Annotated in this window: 25 protein-coding genes; 13 read left to right on the forward strand and 12 right to left on the reverse strand. The window is 65.0% G+C overall.

All coding sequences use genetic code 11. The features are described from left to right. The first annotated feature begins 83 nt into the window (after positions 1-83). Positions 84-950 (forward strand): NmrA family NAD(P)-binding protein, encoded by an 867-nt coding sequence (locus tag CFB46_RS33510; protein WP_027786511.1) that lies wholly within the window; start codon positions 84-86, stop codon positions 948-950. 217 nt (positions 951-1167) lie between these two features. Then, entirely contained in the window at positions 1168-2106 is a 939-nt protein-coding gene (locus CFB46_RS33515) for a PLP-dependent cysteine synthase family protein (protein ID WP_027786512.1), read from the forward strand. A gap of 129 nt (positions 2107-2235) precedes the next feature. Here CFB46_RS33515 and CFB46_RS33520 read toward each other — a convergent pair whose 3' ends face one another. After that, positions 2236-3237, reverse strand: coding sequence for an NADP-dependent oxidoreductase (locus CFB46_RS33520; RefSeq protein ID WP_027786513.1), 1002 nt, complete (start codon positions 3235-3237; stop codon positions 2236-2238). Between the two features lie 266 nt (positions 3238-3503). Between CFB46_RS33520 and CFB46_RS33525 the strand changes: the two genes are divergently transcribed. After that, positions 3504-4133 carry a TetR/AcrR family transcriptional regulator gene (locus tag CFB46_RS33525; RefSeq protein ID WP_027786514.1) on the forward strand — a complete coding sequence of 210 codons (630 nt, stop codon included), beginning with the start codon at positions 3504-3506 and terminating at the stop codon, positions 4131-4133. Between the two features lie 135 nt (positions 4134-4268). Here the strand turns inward: CFB46_RS33525 and CFB46_RS33530 are convergent, their stop codons facing one another. Continuing rightward, positions 4269-5333, reverse strand: a complete 1065-nt coding sequence (locus CFB46_RS33530) for an AraC family transcriptional regulator (RefSeq protein WP_034185525.1) — start codon at positions 5331-5333, stop codon at positions 4269-4271. A gap of 200 nt (positions 5334-5533) precedes the next feature. On the opposite strand from CFB46_RS33530, the gene CFB46_RS33535 reads away from it, so the two are divergent. Both CFB46_RS33535 and CFB46_RS33540 read left to right on the forward strand, forming a co-directional pair. Beyond that, positions 5534-6457, forward strand: coding sequence for an SDR family NAD(P)-dependent oxidoreductase (locus tag CFB46_RS33535; RefSeq protein WP_230469158.1), 924 nt, complete (start codon positions 5534-5536; stop codon positions 6455-6457). A gap of 117 nt (positions 6458-6574) precedes the next feature. After that, entirely contained in the window at positions 6575-6871 is a 297-nt protein-coding gene (locus tag CFB46_RS33540) for a YciI family protein (RefSeq protein WP_027786517.1), read from the forward strand. 72 nt (positions 6872-6943) lie between these two features. Here the strand turns inward: CFB46_RS33540 and aroE are convergent, their stop codons facing one another. From aroE to CFB46_RS33565, 5 genes are read right to left on the reverse strand one after another with little or no spacing between them, the layout of a single operon-like run. Then, complete coding sequence (gene aroE, locus CFB46_RS33545; protein WP_027786518.1) at positions 6944-7777, reverse strand: shikimate dehydrogenase; 834 nt, start codon at positions 7775-7777, stop codon at positions 6944-6946. Next, a complete protein-coding gene (locus tag CFB46_RS33550; RefSeq protein ID WP_027786519.1) occupies positions 7777-8997 on the reverse strand; it encodes a CaiB/BaiF CoA transferase family protein in 1221 nt (406 codons plus the stop codon). The genes aroE and CFB46_RS33550 overlap by 1 nt, the downstream gene beginning before the upstream one ends. Next, a complete protein-coding gene (locus CFB46_RS33555; protein WP_027786520.1) occupies positions 8997-9455 on the reverse strand; it encodes a MaoC family dehydratase in 459 nt (152 codons plus the stop codon). Before CFB46_RS33555 ends, CFB46_RS33550 begins: the two co-directional genes overlap by 1 nt. Positions 9456-9457: 2 nt before the next feature. After that, complete coding sequence (locus tag CFB46_RS33560) at positions 9458-9850, reverse strand: VOC family protein (protein ID WP_027786521.1); 393 nt, start codon at positions 9848-9850, stop codon at positions 9458-9460. Further along, positions 9847-10797, reverse strand: coding sequence for a ketopantoate reductase family protein (locus CFB46_RS33565; RefSeq protein ID WP_027786522.1), 951 nt, complete (start codon positions 10795-10797; stop codon positions 9847-9849). The genes CFB46_RS33560 and CFB46_RS33565 overlap by 4 nt, the downstream gene beginning before the upstream one ends. A 99-nt stretch (positions 10798-10896) precedes the next feature. On the opposite strand from CFB46_RS33565, the gene CFB46_RS33570 reads away from it, so the two are divergent. Continuing rightward, the gene (locus CFB46_RS33570; RefSeq protein WP_027786523.1) at positions 10897-11799 is read left to right on the forward strand and encodes a LysR family transcriptional regulator; all 903 of its coding nucleotides are present in this window, start codon (positions 10897-10899) and stop codon (positions 11797-11799) included. A 110-nt stretch (positions 11800-11909) separates the two neighbouring features. On the opposite strand, the gene CFB46_RS33575 is transcribed toward CFB46_RS33570, so the two are convergent. Further along, on the reverse strand, positions 11910-12830 hold the full coding sequence (locus CFB46_RS33575; protein WP_027786524.1) for a LysR family transcriptional regulator: 921 nt from the start codon (positions 12828-12830) through the stop codon (positions 11910-11912). Positions 12831-12929: 99 nt separating this feature from the next. On the opposite strand from CFB46_RS33575, the gene CFB46_RS33580 reads away from it, so the two are divergent. Beyond that, positions 12930-13544: an NIPSNAP family protein gene (locus tag CFB46_RS33580; protein ID WP_027786525.1), complete on the forward strand. Its 615-nt coding sequence runs from the start codon at positions 12930-12932 to the stop codon at positions 13542-13544. A gap of 120 nt (positions 13545-13664) precedes the next feature. Here the strand turns inward: CFB46_RS33580 and CFB46_RS33585 are convergent, their stop codons facing one another. The 4 genes from CFB46_RS33585 to CFB46_RS33600 are packed head-to-tail and all read right to left on the reverse strand — an operon-like array spanning position 13665 to position 17742. Continuing rightward, positions 13665-14048 carry a GtrA family protein gene (locus CFB46_RS33585; RefSeq protein WP_027786526.1) on the reverse strand — a complete coding sequence of 128 codons (384 nt, stop codon included), beginning with the start codon at positions 14046-14048 and terminating at the stop codon, positions 13665-13667. Positions 14049-14060: 12 nt separating this feature from the next. Continuing rightward, positions 14061-15104, reverse strand: coding sequence for a glycosyltransferase family 2 protein (locus CFB46_RS33590; protein ID WP_027786527.1), 1044 nt, complete (start codon positions 15102-15104; stop codon positions 14061-14063). A 23-nt stretch (positions 15105-15127) separates the two neighbouring features. Beyond that, positions 15128-16507, reverse strand: coding sequence for a glycosyltransferase family 87 protein (locus CFB46_RS33595; protein WP_027786528.1), 1380 nt, complete (start codon positions 16505-16507; stop codon positions 15128-15130). Next, positions 16504-17742 carry a glycosyltransferase family 87 protein gene (locus CFB46_RS33600; RefSeq protein ID WP_027786529.1) on the reverse strand — a complete coding sequence of 413 codons (1239 nt, stop codon included), beginning with the start codon at positions 17740-17742 and terminating at the stop codon, positions 16504-16506. Before CFB46_RS33600 ends, CFB46_RS33595 begins: the two co-directional genes overlap by 4 nt. A 1049-nt stretch (positions 17743-18791) precedes the next feature. Between CFB46_RS33600 and CFB46_RS33605 the strand changes: the two genes are divergently transcribed. From CFB46_RS33605 to cpaB, 6 genes are all read left to right on the forward strand, one after another. Then, entirely contained in the window at positions 18792-18983 is a 192-nt protein-coding gene (locus CFB46_RS33605; protein ID WP_027786530.1) for a Flp family type IVb pilin, read from the forward strand. A gap of 149 nt (positions 18984-19132) precedes the next feature. Next, positions 19133-19324: a Flp family type IVb pilin gene (locus tag CFB46_RS33610; RefSeq protein WP_027786531.1), complete on the forward strand. Its 192-nt coding sequence runs from the start codon at positions 19133-19135 to the stop codon at positions 19322-19324. 82 nt (positions 19325-19406) lie between these two features. After that, positions 19407-19625 (forward strand): Flp family type IVb pilin, encoded by a 219-nt coding sequence (locus tag CFB46_RS33615; protein WP_027786532.1) that lies wholly within the window; start codon positions 19407-19409, stop codon positions 19623-19625. Between the two features lie 28 nt (positions 19626-19653). Beyond that, positions 19654-20193, forward strand: a complete 540-nt coding sequence (locus tag CFB46_RS33620) for an A24 family peptidase (RefSeq protein ID WP_027786533.1) — start codon at positions 19654-19656, stop codon at positions 20191-20193. 43 nt (positions 20194-20236) lie between these two features. After that, positions 20237-21637, forward strand: coding sequence for an ATP-binding protein (locus CFB46_RS33625; RefSeq protein WP_027786534.1), 1401 nt, complete (start codon positions 20237-20239; stop codon positions 21635-21637). Between the two features lie 35 nt (positions 21638-21672). Beyond that, entirely contained in the window at positions 21673-22512 is an 840-nt protein-coding gene (gene cpaB / locus CFB46_RS33630) for a Flp pilus assembly protein CpaB (protein WP_027786535.1), read from the forward strand. Positions 22513-22537: the final 25 nt, after the last annotated feature.

Below are 22537 nucleotides of genomic sequence, written 5' to 3' on the forward strand. Positions count from 1 at the left end.
TATCTGATGCCATCCATGTCGTTTTGTTTTGATCGGCGTTTGTCCAGAATGCGACCCACGCATTCACACATGGAGAACGAGCAATGTATGCAATCACTGGAATCACCGGTCAGGTCGGCGGCGCGCTGGCGCGCGAGCTATTGGCCTCTGGGCGGTCGGTGCGCGCGGTCGTACGCGACACGACGCGGGCAGCGGCGTGGGCGGAGCGCGGGTGCGAGATGGCGACCGCGTTGATGGAAGACTCGTCGTCGCTCGCCGCCGCGTTCGCCGGCGCTTCGGGCGTTTTCATCCTGCTGCCGCCGGTGTTCGATCCGGCGCCCGGGTTTCCCGAAACGCGGAAGGTGATCGAGGCCGTATCCGCCGCGCTTCTGAAGGCGCGCCCCGAAAAGGTCGTTTGCCTGTCGACGATCGGCGCGCAGGCCGAGGAGACCAATCTGCTCACGCAACTCACGCTGATGGAGCACGCGCTGCGCGAGATGCCGATGCCGGTGACGTTCCTGCGGCCCGGCTGGTTCATGGAGAACGCCGCGTGGGATGTCGCGTCCGCGCGCGACGATGGCGTCGTCGCCAGTTACCTGCAGCCGCTCGACAAGCCCGTGCCGATGGTCGCCACCGCGGACGTAGGCCGTGTGGCGGCGGAACTGCTCCAGCAGACGTGGCGCGGTGTACGTGTCGTCGAGCTCGAGGGCCCGCGCCGGGTGAGCCCCAACGATCTCGCACTGGCCTTCGCTCGCGTTTTGGGCCGGCAGGTGCGCGCGGAAGCCGTCGACAGGCGAACGTGGGAAGCGCTGTTTCGCGCGCAGGGCATGAAGCATCCGCTACCCCGCATGCGCATGCTGGACGGCTTCAACGAAGGCTGGATCGATTTCGAAAGTCATCCTGACGAAATCTTGCGCGGCCACGTCGCGCTGGACACGGTTCTGGGCGAGCTCGTGTCGCGTGCGGCCTGATTGCATTCGGTGGGCGCGCGCGGCGCGTGTGCGCTACGCCCGCCCACGCATCGGATTCCCGGTAGAACGGATGTCGTGATTGTCGCTATTAATGTCATTTCTGACTATGGTGAAAGGCCTCGTCGCGCGTCTAGACTGCGAAGCATTTCCGGCATCGGCGGGTTTGTCCAACCGCCACTCGCCCGGTCTTGCCAGTTCGCTCACTTCAGAGGTCAACATGCAATCGACTCCCGGCAGCATTCTCGACACGATCGGCAACACGTCGCTCGTACCGTTGCGAAACGTCGTCCCGAAGAACGGCGCGCGCCTGTTCGTCAAGCTCGAAAGTCAGAATCCGACCGGCAGCATGAAAGACCGGATCGCGCTCGCGATGATCGAAGCGCCTGAGCGCGATGGGCGTCTGAAGCCGGGTGGCGCGGTGGTCGAGTACACCGGCGGCAGCACGGGCGTGTCGCTCGCGCTGGTATGCGCCGTCAAGCGGCATCCGCTGCATCTGGTTTCGTCGGACGCGTTCTCGAAGGAGAAACTGGATCACATGCGCCTGCTTGGCGCGACGCTGACGATCGTCCCGAGCGACGGCGGCAAGCAAACCGAGAAGCTGACGAAAGACATGATTCGCGAAGCGAATCGAATTGTCGGCGAGACGGGCGCATACCTCACCGCGCAGATGGAGAATACCGATCAGTTCGACGCCTATACGAAGATGGCCGACGAGATCTGGGAGCAGACCGGCGGCCGTCTCGACGGCTTCGTCCAGAGCGTCGGCACGGCGGCGTCGCTACGCGGGATTGCGCGGCGCTTGCGCGAACACGATGCACGCATCCGGATCGCCGGCGTCGAGCCGGCAGAATCGGCGGTGCTGTCGGGTGGCCCGACCGGGGCGCACAAGATCGACGGAATCGGCGCGGGCTATGTCGTGCCGCTATGGCACGACGGCATCGCCGACGAACTCGAGCGTGTCTCCACGGAGGAAGCGAGAGCCATGGCGTTCCGACTGGCCGCGGAGGAGGGGCTGTTCTGCGGTACGTCGACCGGAGCCAACGTAACCGGCGCATTGCGACTCGCCGAACGGCTTGGCCCGGACGCCACGATCGTGACGATCATGTGCGACACGGGCATGAAGTATCTGAAGTCGTTCGCGGAAACGATCGGTTGATGGCCGTTGGGCGAATCGTAGTCCTAAGCGGCCCTCAGGTTTTCCATCGAGTCCGGCCCTGGCCGCCGCTGCGCCTCTTCAAAAGCCAGGGCAAGAACCCGCACAGTCAGTCGTCAACGGATTGGCCGCTCACTTGATTTTCACGACGACCTTGCCCTTGGCGCGTCCCTGGGCCAGATATTCGAGCGCTTCCTTCGCCTGGTCAAAAGGAAACACCTTGTCGATCACGGGACGAACGTGTTCCGACTCGAGGAGTGCGCCAATTTCGGCGAGCTGGGCTCCATCCGGACGTACGAAGAGAAACGAATAGGTCGCATCTCGTGTTTCCGCAAGCCGGATGATCTTGCGGCTCATGAGCCCGAATACCCACCTCAGCACGACGTTCAGCCCGCGAGCACGGGCGAACGCCGCGTCCAGCGGCCCGACGAGAGATACGATCTTGCCGCCTGGATTCAGGATGCCTACGGATTTTTCAATCGCATCGCCTCTGATCGTGCCAAGCACGACGTCGTAGCCGCGCAGCACGTTTTCGAATTCCTGCTTCTTGTAGTCGACGATTTCGTCGGCGCCCAAGCTGGTTACCAGTTGGACGTTGCCCGTACTGGTGGTCGTTCCGACCGTCGCGCCGAAGTGCTTTGCCAGCTGAATCGCGAACGTGCCGATACCGCCGGACCCGGCAGGAATGAACACCTTCTGGCCGGCTTGAATATTGGCGCGCTCCTTCAATGCCTGCCACGAGGTAAGCCCGACCATCGGGACGGCGGCAGCCTGCACGAAGTCCAGATTGACCGGCTTCGGCGCCGCAACGCGCTCCGGCACTGCCGCGAATTCGGCGAGCGAGCCTCGGCCGAGATCGAAGAGGCTGGCAAAGACGGCATCACCCGGCTTGAAACGCGTGACACGGCTGCCGACCTCGGTCACCACACCGGAAATATCGCTGCCGAGCGTGGCCGGCAATTCGAATTTGAGGACGGGCTTGAACGTTCCTGTCGGAATCACGTTGTCGACCGGATTCAACCCCGCCGCGTGGATCTGGACCAACAGTTCATCAGGCTTTAGCGCGGGTCGCTGCACTTCGGCGAACCCGATCTCGGGGGACTTGCCATAGCGTCTGAAGATAAGTGCTTTCATGGTGTTCCAGATTCAAGGTTGGGTACCAGCCAGTGCCTGCCCGCGCGATTGCGGGTCAGCGGTGTCGTGACAACGCGATTGGCGAGGGTCACGCGGCCAAGGGCGCAGGCTCGAAAAGCGTCTTGTCGGTCATGTTGCGCCGGTTTTCGGGGTGGGGAACGCGGAGCAATGATGATGGTCGTAATCTAATCTGTCAAGGTTTTGATGACGATCGACATCAATGTATGATGGAGCCTTCGCAGGCATGCACTCACGGTCGTCAGGAAATGAAGATCACCAAGGCACAGGCGCAGGCCAATCGGGAGCACGTCGTCGAGACGGCGTCGAAGCTGTTTCGGGAGCGTGGCTATGATGGGGTTGGCGTTGCCGATCTGATGGCTGCCGCCGGCTTCACGCACGGGGGCTTTTACAAACAGTTCCGCTCGAAGGCCGATCTGATGGCGGAATCGGCGGCGTGCGGCATCGCGCAGACCGCGGCGCTGAGCGCGGGCGCGAACGCGTCCGAGTTCGTGCGGTATTACCTTTCTCGCACGCACCGCGACACCCGTGCGACCGGTTGTACGATGGCAGCGCTAGGCGCGGATGCCGCCCGTCAGCCGGAAGCGGTTCGAGCTACGTTTGCGGCCGGTATCGAGAGCCTGCTGGCTGCGTTGAGCCCTGAAGGCGGTGCGTTGGACGATGTGGACGCCGCCCGGACGCGAGCCAGGTCGCTCGACATGCTGGCGCACGCGGTCGGGGCCATCGTCATGTCGCGCGCGTGTCCGGACGATTCGCCACTGGCTGACGAAATTCTTGCGGTTTGCCGCGACGCGATTCTGGCGTCAATGAGCCAGTCGGTGACCGCGGGCGAACCTCCGCGCAATGAAGGTGGTGGCGCGTCGGCAGGGTCGGCGTGACACCGTGATCGGCGAGCACCGACCGGCGCGCAAAGCCGATCGAGCCCGTCGATGCAACACGGTGAGCCCTGTCAGGCGTGACCGGGGAGGGCGGCGCAAGCCGCCGCCAAAACCTGATACCGATTGCGAAACGATTCAGGAGCCGGTTTTCTTGAGCGCCAAACGCGCCGCCTGTGGCGTCTTCCCCGTCCACACCTGAAACGCCCGCGCAAACGAATTGGGATCCTCAAAGCCGAGCAGAAACGAGATCTCCGCGCCGGACATCGACGAATTCGTCAGGTAATGCTTGGCGAGCGACTCGCGCAGGGCGTCCAGCGTCTCCTGGAAACCGGTACCTTCAGCCTTCAGCTTGCGTTGCAGGGTCCGAGTGCTGACGCCGAGTTTTCGACAAACGGCATCCATCGACAGTTCACCAGCCGGCAGTGCCTCGAGTAGCACGCCGCGCAAGCGCTCCACCATGCTGGCGGCGCGGTCCAACTCCGCCAGCCGCGTGCGCAGGGCAGGCTCGAAATACGACCACATTTTGTGGTTCTCGGTCAGGAAGGGGCGTTCAACGTCCGCGGCGGCAAAAACCAGCGTGGCCAATGCGCTGCGGTCGACCGGTACGCCGAAGTACGCCTCGTATGCACGGAGGTCCGACTCCGATCCTTGCGGCACGGGCCAACTTGCCCGCAACGGGCGCACGTGGCTGCGCGTGGCGAGTCGTGCGAGCTGCACGAAGAACACCAGCTTGAACGCCAGGAACACGCTCGGCGCAGACTCCGTGCGGTCCAGGAAATCGATGGTGACCGTGCACTGCGTCGCGGTTCGCGCCACGTTGATCTCGATCGGCGCGACCAGCCTGACGTACTTTGCGATGCGGTGAAGTGCCGCTTCCATGTTCGAGCTGCAGAGTGCAGCAAAAAGTTCGGGGTCGAACCAGTCGGACGACATCACCTGCGCGACCTGCAACGGTGCCGGGCAGTCTGCCCGCACGGCCTGGCCTTCGGCTTCGATGGCCCGCCAAAGTTTGAAGAAGTCTGCCGAGTTCAGCCGCACGTTCTCGCGGGCGAACAGATCGCCCGGCAGCTGTGCGCGGCCCAGCACGCTCGGCGTTGCCAATCCTGCGTCATGCATCAGTAACCGCCAACCGGGCCACACGGCATACATCAACTGGGAGCCGCGGTAGCCATTCAGCGGGATTCTGGGTTCTGTGGACATGGGCGAAGTTTACGCGGTGGACAGCGACAGCGCACTCGCTGAACGCGCCAACAGCGTACGCGATCTTTGGCGCGTTCGGCAGTTTCATTGGCGCGTTCGGCGAGTGCGCGTGACGCGGCTCAACGGCAAAGTGCTGCTTAAGCCAGCGGTGCCGTCAACTCACGTGTGCCAGGCGGTTATTCACCATTGCAGACACGGCGGTGCGTCGGTTCGATGCTTTTGCGGGGCTGTTGCGGCAGTCGTCGGATCCTGCCAGCTCCGGACGCGAACTGCGCATCCCGGCCTGCATGAGTGACAACATCTTTTGGAAGGCGCACATGAAAAAAGCGGTCCTGATTACGGGCGCATCGTCGGGTTTTGGGTTGATGCTTGCCAATCACCTCCATCAACAAGGTTTCGACGTGATAGGCACCAGCCGTACGCCGGAAAAATGCGCCGGTAAGGTGCCGTTCAAACTGCTGCGCCTGAATATCGATGAAGATGGCTCCATCGAGGCGTTTGCCGACGAATTGTTCAGACACGTCAAGCAGCTGGATGTACTGGTCAATAATGCGGGTTACATGGTCACCGGCATCGCGGAAGAGACGCCGATCGAACTGGGCAGGCAACAGTTCGAGACCAACTTCTGGGGCACGGTCAAGGTGACAACTGCGTTGCTGCCGAAGCTCCGGGCGCAGAAGCGCGGGCATATCATTACCATCAGTTCCATCGTGGGGCTGATCGGTCCGCCGAACCTGTCGTATTACACTGCTTCCAAGCATGCGGTTCAGGGTTTCTTCAAGTCGTTACGTTTCGAACTGAATCAGTTCAACATCAAGATCAGCATGGTGGAGCCGGTCTGGTTCAAAACGAATCTTGGCCACAATGCCGTGTCGGCGGGCAGCGGCAACATCGCCGACTACGACGCGTACCGGAAACAGGTAACGGCCGCGACGCAAAAAGGCATTGACGAAGCGGAAGCGCCGGATGCGGTCGTCAATACTATTACCCGGCTGATCAATACCCACGAGCCGAAATTCAGCAATCCTGTAGGGAAGATGACGGGCATGATTCTTTTCCTTCAAAACTACGTGCCAAAAATGTTCGAAGGTTCGATACTTAAAAGCGTAAGAACGGCGAAATGAAGCTTCCGGCGGCCATTGATCTTTCAACTTACGGAAACGTTACGTAAGGATGTCAGTTGGTAAAGCCGTTGTTCATTCCGGAATGGCAGTCGGTTCTATAAATGAGGTGATTAAACGATGAAATATTATCTTTGCAAATTCATTCCGCCGCGTGCGAATTTCCTCGCGACGATGTCTGCCGACGAAAAGGAATGGATGAGGCAGCACGGAGTTTTCCAGAACGCGCTCCTCGACAAGGGGCTGATCGTCGCTCATGGCCCCGTGATCGATGACGCTGGCGGCTACGGCGTATCGCTCTACCAGATTGCCGACGATCAGGATATTTCCGCGCTGACATCGGAAGATCCGATCGTGAAGAACGGCGTGGGTCATTACGAACACTACACCATGCTTCATTTGACGACGCGTGGTTGAGCGCCCTGGCGGAAGCGGCGCCGAACGCGCCGCCGCGTCGATCGCTGGCTAGCCGCGCAACGATCCCGGCGTTCAGTCGAACGGCACGGCCAGCCGATCGATCACCGAACTGGTCGCCGGGCGCACGCCGCGCCACCATGCGAACGCCTCGGCCGCCTGCTCGACCAGCATGCCGACGCCCTCCGCGATCCCGTGCACGCCCGCGTTTTTCGCGAGCCGGAGAAACGGCGTGAGACGTTTGCCGTAGGCGAGTTCGTAGGCGGTTCCCGTCGGACTGAACACGCTCGGCGGGACGGGCGGCAGGTCGCCGGTCAGGCTGGCCGATGTCGCATTGACGACCAGGTCGAAACGTCCCATCCGCGCGAGGTCCGCGTAGCTGCCGGCCACCAGCGGGCCGCGCCCGGCGACCTGCGTGGCCAGGGCGCACGCCTTGTCGACGTCGCGATTCGCGATGACGAGTTCCGCCGGGCCTGCTTCGAGGAACGGCAACAGCGCGCCGCGTGCCGCGCCGCCCGCGCCGAGCACCAGGACACGCTTGCCGGCCATCGGAAGATTGAGGTTCGCTTCGATATCGCGAACCAGCCCGATTCCGTCGAAATTGTCCGCCAGGATGCGGCCGCCGTCGAACTTGAGCGCGTTGGCCGCGCCCGCGAGCTGCGCACGCTCGCTGCATTCGTCCGACATCGAGAACGCATCGAGCTTGAACGGCGCGGTAACGTTGATGCCCTTGCCGCCACCGTCGAAAAACGCGCGAACCGCGGCGGCGAAGGCGCCTGCCGGCTCGAGCGGGCCCTCGATCGCCGTATAGCGAATGTCCTGCCGCGTCTCTTGCGCGAAGAGGCCGTGAATCAACGGGGATTTCGTATGCCCGATCGGATTGCCGATCACCGCGTATCGGTCGGTCATCATTGGCTCGCTTTTGAATAGAGGACGCCGTCGGCCTGCATCGCGTCGATTTCGGCCGAATCGAACCCAAGGGAACGCGCGACTTCCGCGTTGTGCTGCCCGAGATCGGGCGCGACGTCGCGAATCGTCGTATCGCAATCGGAAAACCGGAACGGCAGGTTGGGCAGACGCAGCGTCCCGTAGCGCGGATGCTGTTGCTCGACGACCATGCCTCTGGCCTGGATCTGCGGATCGTTCAACACCTCGTCGATGCGTTGCACCTTCGCGCAGGGAACGTCGATGCCGTCCAGCAATTCCAGTACCGACGAGACGGAACGCGCGGCCACCCACGGCTCGACCACCGACAGAATCTCCGCGCGGTGCGCGTTGCGCCCGGTGCCGTCGTGAAAGCGCGGGTCGGCGCCGAAACCCGCCGGGCCGCCGTGCGTCGCGATCAGTGCTGCGAAGCGCTTCCACGCGTCGTCCACCTGCGCGGCGATCACGAGATCGCCGTCCGCGGCACGGAACACGCCATAGAGGGTCGAGGTCGGCATGTCGTGCCCGGTCTGCTCGGGCAGCACGCCCTGCAGCGTGTAGCACTGCACCGCGTATTCGTGCATCGACACCAGCGTGTCGTACAGCGCCATGTCGACGTGTTGCCCGCGACCGCTCTTCACGCGCCCCAGCAGCGCGGCGTTGATCGCCGCGACCGCATGAATGCCGGTGTACATGTCGCCGAGCGAAATGCGCAGCAGCGGCGGCCGCTCGCCGGGCGTGCCGACCATCTGCATGATCCCGCTCTTCGCTTCGGCGATCAGCCCGAAGCCCGCGCGATGGGCGTCGGGACCGGTGTGCCCGTACGCCGAAATCGAGCAGTAGACGAGGCCCGGATTGCGCGCCGACAGTTCGGCATAGCCGAGCCCGAGCTTGTCCAGCGCGCCCGGCCGATAGTTCTCGACGAAGACGTCGGCGGAGTCGCACAGCCGCTGCATGAACGCCTTGCCGCGCGGGTCCTTCATGTTGACGCTCACGCCGCGCTTGCCCATGTTGAGCTGCAGGAAGTAGCCGCTTTGCTGGTCGTCGAGCACGGTCGCGTGCTGGCGCCCGGCGTCGCCGGCGCCGGGACGCTCGACCTTGATGACTTCTGCGCCGAGCGCCGCGAGACAGCGCCCGACATACGGGCCGGCGAGGAAATGGCTGTAGTCGACGACGCGGATGCCTTCGAGGGGACGTGCCTGCATCACGATGCCTCCGGACGGCGCGGGACCATCAGACGATGTTCGCCATGCTGAACGATTTGCCCGTCCTGATTGATCAGTTCCGACGGCAGCACGACGATGCCCCAGTCCGGACGGCTCTTGCTGGCCCGCATCGAACCGACGCGGAACGTCACGTGCAGTACGTCGCCGACCTTGATCGGCAGCAGAAAATCCCAGGTCCAGCCGAGCGACATGCCCGGCAGAAAGCGATAGTCGCTCTGGGTCTTCAGGCCGTCGGCAACGGACAGGCCGAACAGCCCGTGCGCGACGAGGCAGCCGAAATGGCTGGCGTTCGCGTACGCCTCGTCCACGTGCACGGGCGTATGGTCGCCGGTGAGGTCGGCATACGCGAGAATGCGCTCCTTGGTCACGATGTAGCTCGGGCTCGTGCATGCATCGCCCTCGCGGGCGTCGTCCCAGTATTTCTCGACGATCGTCATGGTCATGCCTCCGCGCGCGGGTCGATCGCCAACGCCTGTGCGACACAGGAAGCCGGCCTGGCCTGAATCAGTTCGACGGCGAGCCCGTCGGGCAGGCGAAGCCAGTTGCGCCCCTGCGGCATCTCCGTCACGTCGAACCGCCGCGCCGCGGCCAGCGCGGCCTCCAGGTCTTCGCACATCACGCCGAGATGGGCGAGCCGGCCTTCCGGGCCGTCGTGTTCCGGCGCGTGAATGAACTGCAGGCCGCCGAGCGTCCAGTACTGCCGCGGTGCGTCGAGCGTGCCGTCCACTTCGCGCAGCGTCATGCCCAGCACGTCCTCGAAGAAACGGATGTGCCAGCGGATGTCCTTCACCCAGATCGCAACGTGTTCGAGATAGGCTTTCGTGGCGTTCATGCGGCAGTCTCCTCGCGTGCGCGATCGGCCATCGCGCGCTCCAGCCCCTTGATGCAGGCGACGAGCGTGGCATTGACCGGGGTCGGCACGCCGTAGCGCTGCCCGCAGCGCACGACCGAACCGTTGATGAAGTCGATCTCGGTGATCGAGCCTTTCTCCAGGCTTTGCAGCATCGAGGTCTTGAAGGCCGCGGGCAGCCCCTCGGCCGCGAGCGCCCATGCCTGTTCCGGATCGGTCATCGACAGCGTCACGCCGGCGGCCTGCGCCGCCGCGATCGCCTCGGCGACGGCCGCGAGCGACGTCGCCTTCAGCAACGGCTCGTCGTAAAGCTGACCGTAGGTGAGGCCGGTGAGGCCGGTCAGCGCGCCGGTCGCGACGTTCACCAGCAGCTTGTCCCACATCGTGCCGACGATGTTGTCGCTGATCGTCGTCGCGAGGCCGGCGGTATCGAACGCGTCGGCGATCGCCCGGACACGCGGGGTGATTCGGCCGTCGAGTTCGCCGATGTAGGTGGCCTTGCCGATGACGCCGGATTCGATATGGCCCGGCCCGCGAAGCACGCCGCCGACGTAGGTCTTGCCCGCGAGTACGCGCTCGCGGCCGACGGCCTCGCTCAGGATGTCCTCGTGCCCGAGGCCGTTCTGCAGCGACAGCACGACGGTATCGGGCCCCACCAGCGATCGGGCGCCGCGGATGGCCGCGTCGGTGTGGAACGACTTGACCAGCACCACCACCAGGTCGGCCGCGCCGACTTCGGCGGCCTGCGTCGTCGCGTGGACGCGTACGTGCCGGGAGCCGCCGGCGTCGTCGACCCGCAGGCCGTCGCGACGCATCGCATCGACGTGCGCGGGCGAGCGGTCGATCAACCAGGTCTCGTGACCGCCTTCGGTGAGGGTGGCGCCGATCGCACAGCCCAGTGCGCCGGCACCCAGAATCGCAATTTTCAACGGTGTCTCCTTGACGTATGGCCTCACGATAGGAGCCGCCGCTCATATCGGCAATGCAATGGATACAATGGCGTCATTGTCCAGCACAATAATGCGACGATGCCCGCCGATCTGCCGGACCTGAAACTGCTTCAGCTATTCGATCTCCTGTACGACGTGCGCAGCGTCACGCGCGTCGCCGAGCAACTCGGCCAGAGCCAGCCGACCGTCAGCATCTGGCTCGGGCACTTGCGGGAGCACCTGCACGATCCGCTCTTCATCCGGACGCCCGGCGGCATGGCGCCGACACCGCAGGCCGACGCGCTGATCGGGCCATGCCGGGAAATTCTCGAATCGCTGCGACGTTTCACTGCGTGGGAGATCGCGTTCGATCCCGCGACCGCCCAGCGACGCTTTCGCATCTGCATGACCGACGCGAGCCACGTCACGCTGCTGCCGCGGCTACTGGCCCATGTCCGCGCGCAGGCGCCCGGCGTCCGGCTGGAAGCCGCACGGATCGACGGCAATACGGAGCGGGCGCTCGAATCCGGCGAAGCCGATCTCGCGATCGGCTATGTGCCATGGCTCGGTGGCGGTATTTATCAGCAGAAGCTTTATGACCAGGACTGGATTTGTCTGGTGAATCGGCATCACCCGAGGATTCGCGGCCGGCTCGGGGCCAGGCAGTATCGTTCGGAAGGGCATGTCGCCATCACGGCCGGCACCGGGGCGCAGCTCCTCGAACAGGCGCTGCGACAGGCGCGCATCGAGCGGGACGTGGTGCTGGAATTGCCGGGCTTTCTCGGTCTGGGGGCGATTGTCCAGACGACCGACCTGATCACGACGCTACCTCGTCATATCGGCGAGACGCTGGCCCAGGCCAGCGATTTGGCGGTTCATGCTTGCCCGATCCCGGTCGACGGGTTTGCGGTGCGGCAGCATTGGCATGCGCGCTATCACCACGAGGCCGGCAACCGGTGGCTGCGCGGTGTCGTGATTCGATTGTTCGGTGCTTCGCATTGACCAGTGGCGTCGGCGTTCGCGATGGAGGCCGGAGGTGTCGCGGCATTCGGGCGTTACCGATCCGGTCGCGCCCGCAAGTCGATCGGCTTTGAACAGGAACGGCAGCCGCGTTACGTCCGGTAGGCCGTTTCGGCACCGAACCGGTCGACCACGAATTCAGTAAAGCTACGAAGCTTCGGTGATTTTCGCCGCTCTTGCAGATAAAGCAGATTCATCGGTCGTTCGGGGCCGGCAAAGTCCGGCATGATCTCGATGAGGCGCGCCTCGCGAATGTCCTCGTCTATCAACATGGAAGGAAGCATCGCGATACCCAGCCCGCTCAATGCCGCTCGGCGCAACGCTTCCGCGCTGTCAATTTTCAGTCGGCCGTCCACGGCGATGCTCATCGGCCCATCCGGACCTTCCAGCATCCATTGAGGTTGCGCCGCGTGCCATTCCGAACGGGGCGGATACGCGTACGTCAGGCATTGATGCTCGCCCAGCGCGTGCGGCGTAGTCGGCGCTCCATGTTCGCGAACGTAAGCGGGCGACGCACACAGCACCAGCCGATATGGCGCCAGCGGGCGCGCCACCACATCCGGGTTGGCGAGCGCGCCGATGCGAATGGCTGCCTCGAAACCTTCGTCGAACAGATCGGCGAGCGAGTCGGTTGCGACGATATCGAGCTTGATCTCGGGGTAGCGCCGGTAATAGTCCGCGAGCGCGGGAATCAGGCACTCGTTCGTGAACACGACGGGCGCAGTCACGCGCAAACGCCCTCGTGGCTGCTTGAGGTGATCGAGCGCAAGCTGTTCCGTGTCGTCGACCAGACCGAGGACTTCGACGCATCGCTCGTAGTAAGCATGGCCGAACGCGCTGACTTTCTGCTTACGGGTCGTGCGGTGAAGGAGGACCGCGCCTAGCCGACTTTCCAACGCCTGAAGATAGTTGCCGACCATGGTCGGCGACAGATTGGACGCTTGCGCCGCCGCCGTCAGGCTGCCCGTTTCCACGATACGGACGAATACGGCCATCGCCTTGAGGAGATCCATTGCGCAATGGTACTGGATTCTGTTTCAAGGTGCGGCGCGTTTATCAGCCGCCGGTTTGGAAATAGATTGGGATATGCAAGCAAAAAAGGGAGGACAGAAATGCTGTATGAACTCGCGACGTTGTCGTGTCCGCTTCTGGACCAGGACAGGGTGTCCCGCCATGCGCATCGCTGGGTATCGGATGCCGACGCGCAAGGGCGGCTGCTGGGAGCATGGCGCACGGAAATTGGCGAGCTATCGCGGGTTGTCGTGCTGCGTGGCTTCGAGACGATGGATGAGTTGCAGCATGAACGCAATCGGGCATTGAGCGCCGAGCGACCTTTCGGGATTGAAAGCGCATCCGTTCGATTGACGATGGAAAGCCATGCGCTTTTTCCTTTTCTACCCGATGTCGAACCGGCGGCATTTGGCGACTTCTATGAGATTCGCCGCTACTGGCTGAAAGCCGGCGGTATTGCGCCGACCATTGCCGCGTGGGAACGGGCGGTGGGCCCGGCCAAAGCCTATACGTCGCATCTCGTTGGCAACCTGTACGCGCTCGATGGACCGCCGCGCATCACGCACATCTGGGGATTCTCGAGTCTGGAAGAACGTATGGCGCTGAGAAAGCGGCACTATGCGGAGGGGCTTTGGCCTCCGAAAGGCGGTCCGGAGCAGATCGAAAGGGCGACGTCGACGATCGGCTTGCCGGAGGCGTGGTCGCCGTTGCGTTGAATGCGGCGCCGCGGCTGCCGCGCAATCCGGCCCGCGGCGCCGCTCGGGTGATCGGCCACGTAACGACATTGAATCTGTTAATTGATTGACCGATTGTCGGCAGGGACGAAAGAGGGCCGCTTACCGGTACGTCCAGAGCCGGTGCAGCACGAACGTCGTCGGCGGGATAAGCAGCGCGATCGCGACGACACCCATCGCGCGCGACACATCCAGCACCTCCGCGGCGCGTGCGATGAGGATCGTTTCGACGAAACCGGCGAGCGTGACCGCGAGAAAGCGCATGGCATTGCGGGTGCGCACCGTCGACGAGAAGCTCCACAGCGTATTCGCCAGATACGAGAACGCGGTGGCGCAGCCGAATGCGACCGCATTCGCGGTCACCGGCGTCGCATCGAGCAGCGCGAACAGCGCCGCCGCGACCAGCGTGTGAATCGCGGTCGAGCAGAGTCCGGATACGCCGAAGCGCACGAGCCGCGTGCGCTCGGCCCGGAGCGGGCCGATCATGGCGCCTGCGCGTCAGCGCGCGCCGATGCGCGCCCGGACCGGCTGTGCGCGCCGGCGGGGCGGCTGGCGGCGTGCGTCGCGAGCGACCGGCAGTTCGATCACCTTGCCGTGCGCCTGGTAGCGGCGGCGGATCAGGTAGATGGGCCGTTGCTTCGATTCGTCGTAGATCCGCCCGACGTATTCGCCGACGACGCCGATCCCGATCAGCTCGATGCCGCCGATGAACAGCGTGACCGAGATCAGCGATGCGTAGCCGAGCACCGGATTGCCGAACAGCAGCGTGCGCAGGATGATGAAGGTGCCGTACAGGAACGCGAGCGCCGCGATACCGACGCCGATGTAGGTCCAGCTGCGCAGCGGCACGGTGCTGAAGCTGGTGATGCCTTCCAGCGCGAAATTCCAGAGCTTCCAGCCGGAGAATTTCGAGTGCCCGGCGCTGCGCGGATCGCGCTGGTATTCGACGATCACGGTCTTGTAGCCGACCCACGCGAACAGCCCTTTCATGAAGCGGTGCCGCTCGGGAAGGTTGCGCAGCGCGTTCACGACCTTGCGATCCATCAACCGGAAATCGCCGACGTTCTCCGGCAGCTTCACGTCCGACAGCAGGTTGTGAACGCGATAGTAGATCGCGGCGGCGGTGCGTTTCGCGAAGGAATCGCACGCGCGGTTGCTGCGCTTGGCCGCGACGACCTCCGCGCCGTCGCGCCAGTGCTCGATCAGCACCGGAATCAGGCTTGGCGGGTCCTGCAGGTCGGCGTCGAGCGGGATCACCGCGTCGCCGGCGGCTTCGTCGAGGCCGGCCGTCAGCGCGGCTTCCTTGCCGAAATTGCGGGTGAGATCGATGACGCGCACGCGCCGCTCGGCGGCGCCGATGCGGACCAGGCGTTCCAGCGTGTCGTCGCGGCTGCCGTCGTTCACGCAGACGATCTCGAAGCGGATCGCGTCGATCGCGGTCAACAACGGAATCACGACGTCGAAGAAGCGCTCGACGGCTTCGCCTTCGTTGTAGAACGGCACGACCAGCGAGACGAGCGGCGTGTAGATGGATTCCCGCATGATGATTCCCCTTGTGATGTCGCTTACCGGTGGACGCCGAACGTCAGGCGGCCGGTGCGGCGCATGTCGTGCGCCGGGCGGTGGTGCGGTCGGACCGCGTGCGCGAAGTCGGTCTCGGTCGAGGTGTCGCGCGCATCGGGCATCGACGGCACGTCGCGTCGTTCCTGGGCAATCCGGCCGACGAGCAGCGCGAGCGACGCGAGCGTCACGAGCGGCATGAACTGGAACGACAGGTGCGGTACGATCGCGAGACCCGCGAGCGGCATCGGCCACAGCAGCATCAGCCATTCGCGGTCGAAGTGGCGCCAGCCGTGCGTCCACGCATAGCGTGCATACCACGCGATCACGATGCCGTACCACGTCAGGTCGTAGTCGTACAGATAGGGGCTGACGAGCAGGCATGCACACGCAAGGGTCGCGGCGCGCAGCGCGTACGAGCAGGCGCCGCGCCACGCGTAGACGACGGCGATCGCGGCAGCCGCGGCCGACAGTAACTGAAGGCCGCGCGCGACGAGCGCGGGCCAGCCGGCCATCGTCGCGAGCGCGAACAAGGTCGGCATGCGCGCGAGCTTGGCGTGGCCGGTGCCGACGATCGTATAGACGTGGGCGATCAAGTGGACGAACGCGATCCATGGGCCCACGCCGAACGCGAGCGTCGCGAGCAAGGCGCTGCCGACGATCGTCGCGGCCCACGCAGCCAGCGCGCGCCATTGGCCGGCACACAGCAGCGCGAGCGGGAACAGCACTGCGAGCTGCGGCTTCATCGTCAGCAACCCGAAACAGATGCCGGCGAAGACGGGGCGGCGGTTCAGCGCGAGCAGACCGAGCGCGGCGAGCGTCGCGGTGAAGAGGCTCGTCTGCCCGACGATCACCGTGAGGAACGCGCCGGGGAACGCAAGTGCGCAAAACCACGCGGCGTCGCGCTGCACGGTCGCGCGGATCGCCGCCGCGAACAGCGCGATTCCGATGCCGAGCCACAGCACGATCGCCAGCGTGTACGGCAGCCAGCCGAGCGGCAGCACGAGCAGTAGCATCGTCGGCGGATAGAGCCACGGCAGCGTGCCGTCCGCGAGCGTCATCGTCGGGAGCGCGAGCTTCTGGACCGCGAACAACGTGGAGTAATGCCATGCGTCGGCGCCGTGCCCGTGCGCGGCGAGCCATGCGGCGCTCCAGACCGGCGAGAAGTCCTGCGACAGCGGCTCCAGCGCGCCGTCGTGCGACAGGTGCAGGCGGACCAGGTAAATGACGATGAACAGCACCTCCGTCAGCAGCACGGCGGCCGCATAGAGGCGCACGCGATCGCGATTGAGCCAGTGCGGATAGCGGCGCGGGCCGGCGATCGGGAGTTCCGGATGCACGTGGGCGGCCGGGTGTGCGTGGCGGGCGAACGACGGCGTTTTCATCGTGCGCTCCGGGATACGAACGCCGTGCGGCGCACGACGACGAACAGCACCGCGAGCAGCACGACCGGCCCGATTTGCGGCAGCTTCATCAGCCGGTTCAGCATTTCGAAGATCGGCAGCAGCCATGCCAGCACGACGATGCCCTGGTCGCCGGGCAGCCAACCTTCGTCGAGGCCGTGCGCGATCAGACAGAAGAGCGCGATGCCGAGCCACGTCAGTTCGTAGTTCCAAAGATACGGCGTCGTCAGCAGCGTGGCGACCGCCAGCACCGCGCCGCGCAGCCGCATGTCGCGCGTGCGGCGCCAGACGTCGACGGCCGCGGCGAGCGCGACGAGCGCGACCGCCGCCTGGGCGGCCAGCGCGGCCGCGACCGGCGCGCCTGCGAGCCGCAACGCGGCGAACGGCGTCGGCGACGCGAGCCAGTACGACGCGAGCATGAAATGCTGCGCGCGTACCGTCTCCAGTGCGTGACTCAACCCGTGCAGCGCGGCGGGGCCGGCCAGCGCGACGCCGGCCGCCGCGAACAGCGCCGCGCTGATCGCCGCCGCCGCGAAGGTGCGCCACGCACGCGTCGCGATCAGCACGAACGGGAACACGACGGCGAGTTGCGGCTTGATCGCGAGCAGCCCGATCAGCACGCCCGCCACGACCGGCCGCTTGCCGAGCAGATGCAGCGCGAGTGCGGCGAGGCCGGCGGTCAGGATGCTGTTCTGGCCGAACAGCGCGGACATGCACACCGCCGAATATGCGACGACGACGAGCGTCGCGGCGCGCGGCACGGGAAGATGCGCGCGCAGCCCCGACAACCGCGAGACGGCGAACGCATAGCATAAAAGACTGCCCGCGAAAAAGAGGAAGTAAGCGGGCAGGAAAGGCACGAGGGCAATCGGCGCGACGAACAGCAGCATCGTCGGCGGATAGAGCCAGGGAAGCGGCCGGTTTTGCAGATACGCACCGAAGTGCGCGAATTCGGCCTGCAGAAATGACGACGTGTCGTAGGCCGCCGCGGCGTGACCTTGCAACACGAGATGCGATGCGGTCCAGAAGACGGAGAAGTCGGTGCCGGGGCGGGCGGTGGCGTTCGACGTGAAGCCGTCGGTCACGACGCCCCAGACGATCAGCAGCGCAGCGAAGAGCATCAGCATGATGCAGCTGTACGGAATGATCCGGTCGGCCGTCAGCCATTGAGCACAGCGTATTGCGCGATCGCGCGTTCCACGATTGGCTGTGTACATGATGCCCCGTCTGTCGTTTGGCCGCGTGGTCTGTCGCAGCCGTTTGATGTTGTCGTGCCTGCGGATCGATCGCTCTGAGATAGCGTTGTCCGTGAATTCATTGTTGAAGAAAAAATCGCATGATGCAAACCGCGCACGGCCGGCCGGCATTGAATGTGTTCATCGGTTCGGGTGAAAACCGCCATTTCTGGTATGAGAAAACGCCGCCGCCGGCATTCGTGTATCTGGCCTGAAACATTCCGCGTTTTTTGTCGGCTGTGCAGGCCGCCGAACCGGCGACGCACGAGGCGCTCGCCATGTTCGGGAAAATCCCGAGAAAATTTTTTGGACCCTTTGTGCAGCGCGGCGACGGGGTTTCGTGCCGACCACATGCGCCCGAACCGCATATATCAAGGTTGAAACATTTCGGTGGCCGGACGTTTGGCGAGGGGGCGTGCGGATCGCCGGAACCCTTGCCGCGCCTCGATTTCGCCCGGGATGGTCCGCTCTTTGCGTAAGCGTTGGCACGGCAGTCGACGATGTGGTGACCGGGCGGTTCGGGCAACAAGCAGAGGAACCGGCTCGGCATCACTTGCGGAAAAAGATGGTCCGGAGCGCGTCGGGGAACACGCGGCTCCGCTCGATCGAGCGCGGGAACCGTCGTCGAACGACCAACGAGACCCGATCGCTTCCGGGCAATAAGAAATCGGCATGGCAGTACATGGGGAATAAAAATGAAAGACCACAGCACATCGCGGATCGCAAGCCGCGTTAAAGACACATTGCAGTTTTGCCGGGAGTTCGTCTCCCGTTCAACTGGATTCCATGCGTCGAGCGGCCGCCGTGCCGTTCCGGTCGATCGACCTGCCCGGTTCATCCGACTGGTCGAACCGTACACGCATCTCTCATGCTCCGTCTCGCCGATACCCGTTCGCACGGACCGGGGTGGTCCGCCCCGTTTCCGCGACTGATCGTCGGCTTCCGATTTCTAGCGTAGTGCCGGTGGTGCCCACCCCCCGACGTCTCGACCGACGAAGGGTATTTCATAGCAGTCCGAAAGGAGAGTGCTCATGTCAAGAATCATCGAAAAGATCGCGTGGTTCGTCCAGGATCAGGGCGGCGTGACGGCCATCGAATACGGCCTGATCGCCGCGCTGATCGCGATCGGCATCGTCGCCGCTCTGGCGACGGTCGGTACGGATCTGAAGACCGTGTTCAGCACGATCGCCGCGGATCTGGACTCGGCGGTAGCAGGCATCTGATGGACGGTACGACGAACGGTTCGCCCGAATCGTCCGAATCGTTCGTCGGCGCCACACGGCATCAACGACATTCCTCGACGTATCGATGCACGGTCGTCCGACCAGCCGGTGCGCGAGGGTTTTGAAAGTCACCACGCAAGGAGATCACCATGTCCAAGCTCATTCAACAAGCCGGCCGTTTCATTCGCGACGAAGACGGCGTGACCGCCATCGAATACGGCCTGATCGCCGCCCTCATCGCCATCGGCATCATCGCCGCGCTGTCGACCATCGGGAAGGATCTCAAGACCGTGTTCAGCACGATCGCGGCCGACCTCGATTCGGCGGTTGCAGGCATCTGATGCACCGTGCCGCGGGCGGCTCGGCTGGTGCAGCGTTCGGGCCGTCCCCGGCCATCCGTTCAACCGGAAACCGGAGACCATCATGCATGCCATCACGCGTGTCGCCCGTCGCTGGATCGCCGACGAACAGGGTGTGACGTCGATCGAATATGCATTGCTCGCGTCGATGTTCGCCATCGCGGTACTGGGCAGCGTCGTCACGCTGAAGGGCTCGCTCGTCGATACATACGAGATGATCGCCGCGGCCGTGACGGCTGCCGTGAGCACCGCCGTGACCACCGCGTTGTCCATGGTTTCCTGATCCACCGATTCGATACGCGAGGTTCGCCATGCTTCCCGTTGCGCCGCCTTATCCGGTTCCGTTGTGCGTGACGCTGCTCGCGGTCGCCGCGGCCGGCACGGACATCGCGAGCCGTCGCATTCCGAACCGTCTCGTGTTGCTCGGCCTGGCCGGCGCGCTGGTTGCGCAGTGCCTGTTGCACGGCGTACTGGCAGGCGTGCTCGGATGGCTCGCCGGCGCTGCAACCGGCTTCGGCCTGCTGCTGCCGTTCTACCTGTTGCGCGGGATGGCGGCCGGCGACGTGAAGCTGATGCTCGCGATCGGCGCATGGGTCGGCGCGGAAATGACGTTCTACATCGTGCTGGCCACGTTCCTGGCCGGCGGGATCGGCGCCGTCGTCTACGCGCTGCTGCGCGGGCGGACGCGCCGGATGTGGGCGAACGTGCGCACGCTGCTCGTGCGGCGCTCGCAAGCGGCGCGCGCCGAGGCCGACAACGGCCCCGTCGAGATCGTCTCGGTCGGCACGCTGCCGTACGGCGTGGCGATCGCGGTCGGCACGCTGGGCATGCTGTTCGCGTCGTGCGCATAGCGCGGCGGATCCGCAACGAAGACGCAACGAGGACGCAACGATCATGAACACGAACCACACCGAACCGAGACGCGACGCGCAGGTGGCACGCCTGCCCGACCCGCCGCCGTCGCGGGAGGTCCATACGAAGCTGGGCGCGCAGCTGCCGCCGGCGCCGCGCTCGCTCGCGGAAACCGGCTTGAGCATGGCGTTCGTCGGCGGCCTCGTGCTGAAGTCGACGCTGGTGCTCGGCCGTCCGTCGTACGGCGACCTGGTCGAGCGGCACTGCCTGCCGCTCGCGGTGCTCGACGACGTCTTTGCGTTCCTGGTGCGCGAGCATCTCGTCGAGCTGATCCATCGCGGCGCGACCGATCTCGACGTGACGTTCCGCCTGACCGATGCGGGCCGCGTGCTCGCGCTCGAGGAACGGGAGCGCAGCGGCTACAGCGGGCCCGCGCCGGTGACGCTCGACGCGTATCTCGCGAGCGTGGCCGCGCATTCGGTGCGCAAGCTGCACATCGGCCAGAGCGACGTATGGGCGGCGTTCGAAGGCATCGTGATCGACACGGCAGTGCTCGATGCGGCGGCCGCGGCACTGAACGCGGGCCGGCCGCTGCTGATCTACGGCCCGGCCGGCAGCGGCAAGACCTTTCTCGCCGAACGGCTCGGCGCGCTGATGCACGGCCGCGTGCCGGTCCCGCACGCGATCTGCGCGGCGGGCGAAGTGATCCAGGTCTACGACCCGCTCGTGCATGTCGACGCGCAGGCACCGAGCGTCGGCCAGTCGGTCGATCGCCGCTGGCGCCTGTGCCGGCGGCCGGTCGTGATGTCGGGCGGCGAGCTGACGCTCGACGAGCTCGACCTGCGTCGCGACGAAGCGGCCGGTTTCTACCAGGCGCCGCCGCACATGAAGGCGAACATGGGCATGTACGTCGTCGACGATCTCGGCCGCCAGCGCGTCGAGCCGCGCGACCTGCTCAATCGCTGGCTGCGTCCGCTCGATCGCGGCGACGATTTCATGACGCTCGAATCCGGCAACCGTTTCGTGCTGCCGTTCGACGTATGGCCGGTGTTCTCGAGCAACCTGGCGCCGGAGCAGTTCTGCGACGACGCGTTCATGCGCCGCCTCGGCTCGAAGCTGCACGTCGGCGCGATGTCGATCGACGACTACCGCGCGGTGTACGACGCGGCCTGCGCATCGCTCGGGCTCGTGTCGGCGAGCGACGCGTTCGACTTCCTGCTGCATCGGCTGCATCTGCCGACCGGCAAGGCGTTTCTCGCGTGCTTTCCGGCGGACCTGCTGCGCCTCGTGGCCGCCGGCGCGCGTTATCGCGGCGATCCGCCCGAGGTGACGCACGACGCGCTGTACGACGCGTGGGCGAGTTACTTCGGCGCGGCGCCTGAACGGGACGGCAGCCATCCGCCGCCGGTCGAGCGCGGAGGCCGTACGTTCGTCACCGGTTGAGCGGTTTCTTTCACGATTCGTCGAGGAGCATTGCCATGAAAAACAGTCGAGCGGTCATGATGCTGGTCGTCGCGATGATCGCGGGTCTTGCCGCGGTCGTATTCGCCTCCCACTGGCTGATGCAGACATCCACGAGCTCGGTCACGTCCGTCGCGGTGGCCAGCACCGACCTGAACCTGGGCGAGCCGCTCGGGCCGAACCAGATCCACATGGTGAGCTGGCCGTCGGGCAGCGTGCCGACCGGCGCGTTCACCGACACGAAGACGCTCGAAGGGCGTGTCGTGCGCACCAGCCTGTCGCGCGGCGAACCGGTGATCGAATCGAAGCTCGCGCCGGTCGGCACGAAGGGCGGGCTGTCCGCGGTGATCGCCGACGGCAGCCGCGCGATCACGGTGCGCGTGAACGACGTGGTCGGCGTCGCCGGCTTCGCCCTGCCGGGCAACTACGTCGACGTGATCGTCAACACGCAGGAACAGCAGGGCAAGACCGACGGGCAGAGCATCTCCAAGATCGTGCTCGAGCACATCCTCGTGCTCGCCGTCGCGCAGCAGGTCAGCCGCGACGACACGGCGCCGAAGGTGGTCAACGCGGTGACGCTGGAAGTCACGCCCGAGCAGGCCGAACGGCTCGACGTCGCACGCAGCGTCGGCACGCTGTCGCTCGTGCTGCGCAACCAGGTCGACCAGAAGACGCTGAACACGGACGGTGCGACCAAGCTGACGCTGCTCGGCAAGGAGCCCGTGCCCGAAGCGCCGCCGGCGCCCGTCCACGTGCGGCAGGTCCGCGTGCACGTCGCGTCGCACGCGGCGCCGGAAGCGCGGCGCGATTGCGTCGGCGTGCTGACCGGCGTGAAGGGCAGCGTCGAATGTTTCTGAAGCCAAACCAACCAGCCAGACCAAC

It is taken from the genome of Burkholderia sp. HI2761, assembly GCF_002223355.1.
Taxonomy (GTDB): domain Bacteria; phylum Pseudomonadota; class Gammaproteobacteria; order Burkholderiales; family Burkholderiaceae; genus Burkholderia.

Excerpts from the sequence above, each read along its gene's own strand:
- CFB46_RS33510 (WP_027786511.1), top strand. The coding sequence starts at position 84 with ATGTATGCAATCACTGGAATCACCGGTCAGGTCGGCGGCGCGCTGGCG.
- CFB46_RS33515 (WP_027786512.1), top strand. The coding sequence starts at position 1,168 with ATGCAATCGACTCCCGGCAGCATTCTCGACACGATCGGCAACACGTCG.
- CFB46_RS33520 (WP_027786513.1), bottom strand. The coding sequence starts at position 3,237 with ATGAAAGCACTTATCTTCAGACGCTATGGCAAGTCCCCCGAGATCGGG.
- CFB46_RS33525 (WP_027786514.1), top strand. The coding sequence starts at position 3,504 with ATGAAGATCACCAAGGCACAGGCGCAGGCCAATCGGGAGCACGTCGTC.
- CFB46_RS33530 (WP_034185525.1), bottom strand. The coding sequence starts at position 5,333 with ATGTCCACAGAACCCAGAATCCCGCTGAATGGCTACCGCGGCTCCCAG.
- CFB46_RS33540 (WP_027786517.1), top strand. The coding sequence starts at position 6,575 with ATGAAATATTATCTTTGCAAATTCATTCCGCCGCGTGCGAATTTCCTC.
- aroE (WP_027786518.1), bottom strand. The coding sequence starts at position 7,777 with ATGACCGACCGATACGCGGTGATCGGCAATCCGATCGGGCATACGAAA.
- CFB46_RS33550 (WP_027786519.1), bottom strand. The coding sequence starts at position 8,997 with ATGCAGGCACGTCCCCTCGAAGGCATCCGCGTCGTCGACTACAGCCAT.
- CFB46_RS33555 (WP_027786520.1), bottom strand. The coding sequence starts at position 9,455 with ATGACGATCGTCGAGAAATACTGGGACGACGCCCGCGAGGGCGATGCA.
- CFB46_RS33560 (WP_027786521.1), bottom strand. The coding sequence starts at position 9,850 with ATGAACGCCACGAAAGCCTATCTCGAACACGTTGCGATCTGGGTGAAG.
- CFB46_RS33570 (WP_027786523.1), top strand. The coding sequence starts at position 10,897 with ATGCCCGCCGATCTGCCGGACCTGAAACTGCTTCAGCTATTCGATCTC.
- CFB46_RS33575 (WP_027786524.1), bottom strand. The coding sequence starts at position 12,830 with ATGGATCTCCTCAAGGCGATGGCCGTATTCGTCCGTATCGTGGAAACG.
- CFB46_RS33580 (WP_027786525.1), top strand. The coding sequence starts at position 12,930 with ATGCTGTATGAACTCGCGACGTTGTCGTGTCCGCTTCTGGACCAGGAC.
- CFB46_RS33585 (WP_027786526.1), bottom strand. The coding sequence starts at position 14,048 with ATGATCGGCCCGCTCCGGGCCGAGCGCACGCGGCTCGTGCGCTTCGGC.
- CFB46_RS33590 (WP_027786527.1), bottom strand. The coding sequence starts at position 15,104 with ATGCGGGAATCCATCTACACGCCGCTCGTCTCGCTGGTCGTGCCGTTC.
- CFB46_RS33595 (WP_027786528.1), bottom strand. The coding sequence starts at position 16,507 with ATGAAAACGCCGTCGTTCGCCCGCCACGCACACCCGGCCGCCCACGTG.
- CFB46_RS33600 (WP_027786529.1), bottom strand. The coding sequence starts at position 17,742 with ATGTACACAGCCAATCGTGGAACGCGCGATCGCGCAATACGCTGTGCT.
- CFB46_RS33605 (WP_027786530.1), top strand. The coding sequence starts at position 18,792 with ATGTCAAGAATCATCGAAAAGATCGCGTGGTTCGTCCAGGATCAGGGC.
- CFB46_RS33610 (WP_027786531.1), top strand. The coding sequence starts at position 19,133 with ATGTCCAAGCTCATTCAACAAGCCGGCCGTTTCATTCGCGACGAAGAC.
- CFB46_RS33615 (WP_027786532.1), top strand. The coding sequence starts at position 19,407 with ATGCATGCCATCACGCGTGTCGCCCGTCGCTGGATCGCCGACGAACAG.
- CFB46_RS33620 (WP_027786533.1), top strand. The coding sequence starts at position 19,654 with ATGCTTCCCGTTGCGCCGCCTTATCCGGTTCCGTTGTGCGTGACGCTG.
- CFB46_RS33625 (WP_027786534.1), top strand. The coding sequence starts at position 20,237 with ATGAACACGAACCACACCGAACCGAGACGCGACGCGCAGGTGGCACGC.
- cpaB (WP_027786535.1), top strand. The coding sequence starts at position 21,673 with ATGAAAAACAGTCGAGCGGTCATGATGCTGGTCGTCGCGATGATCGCG.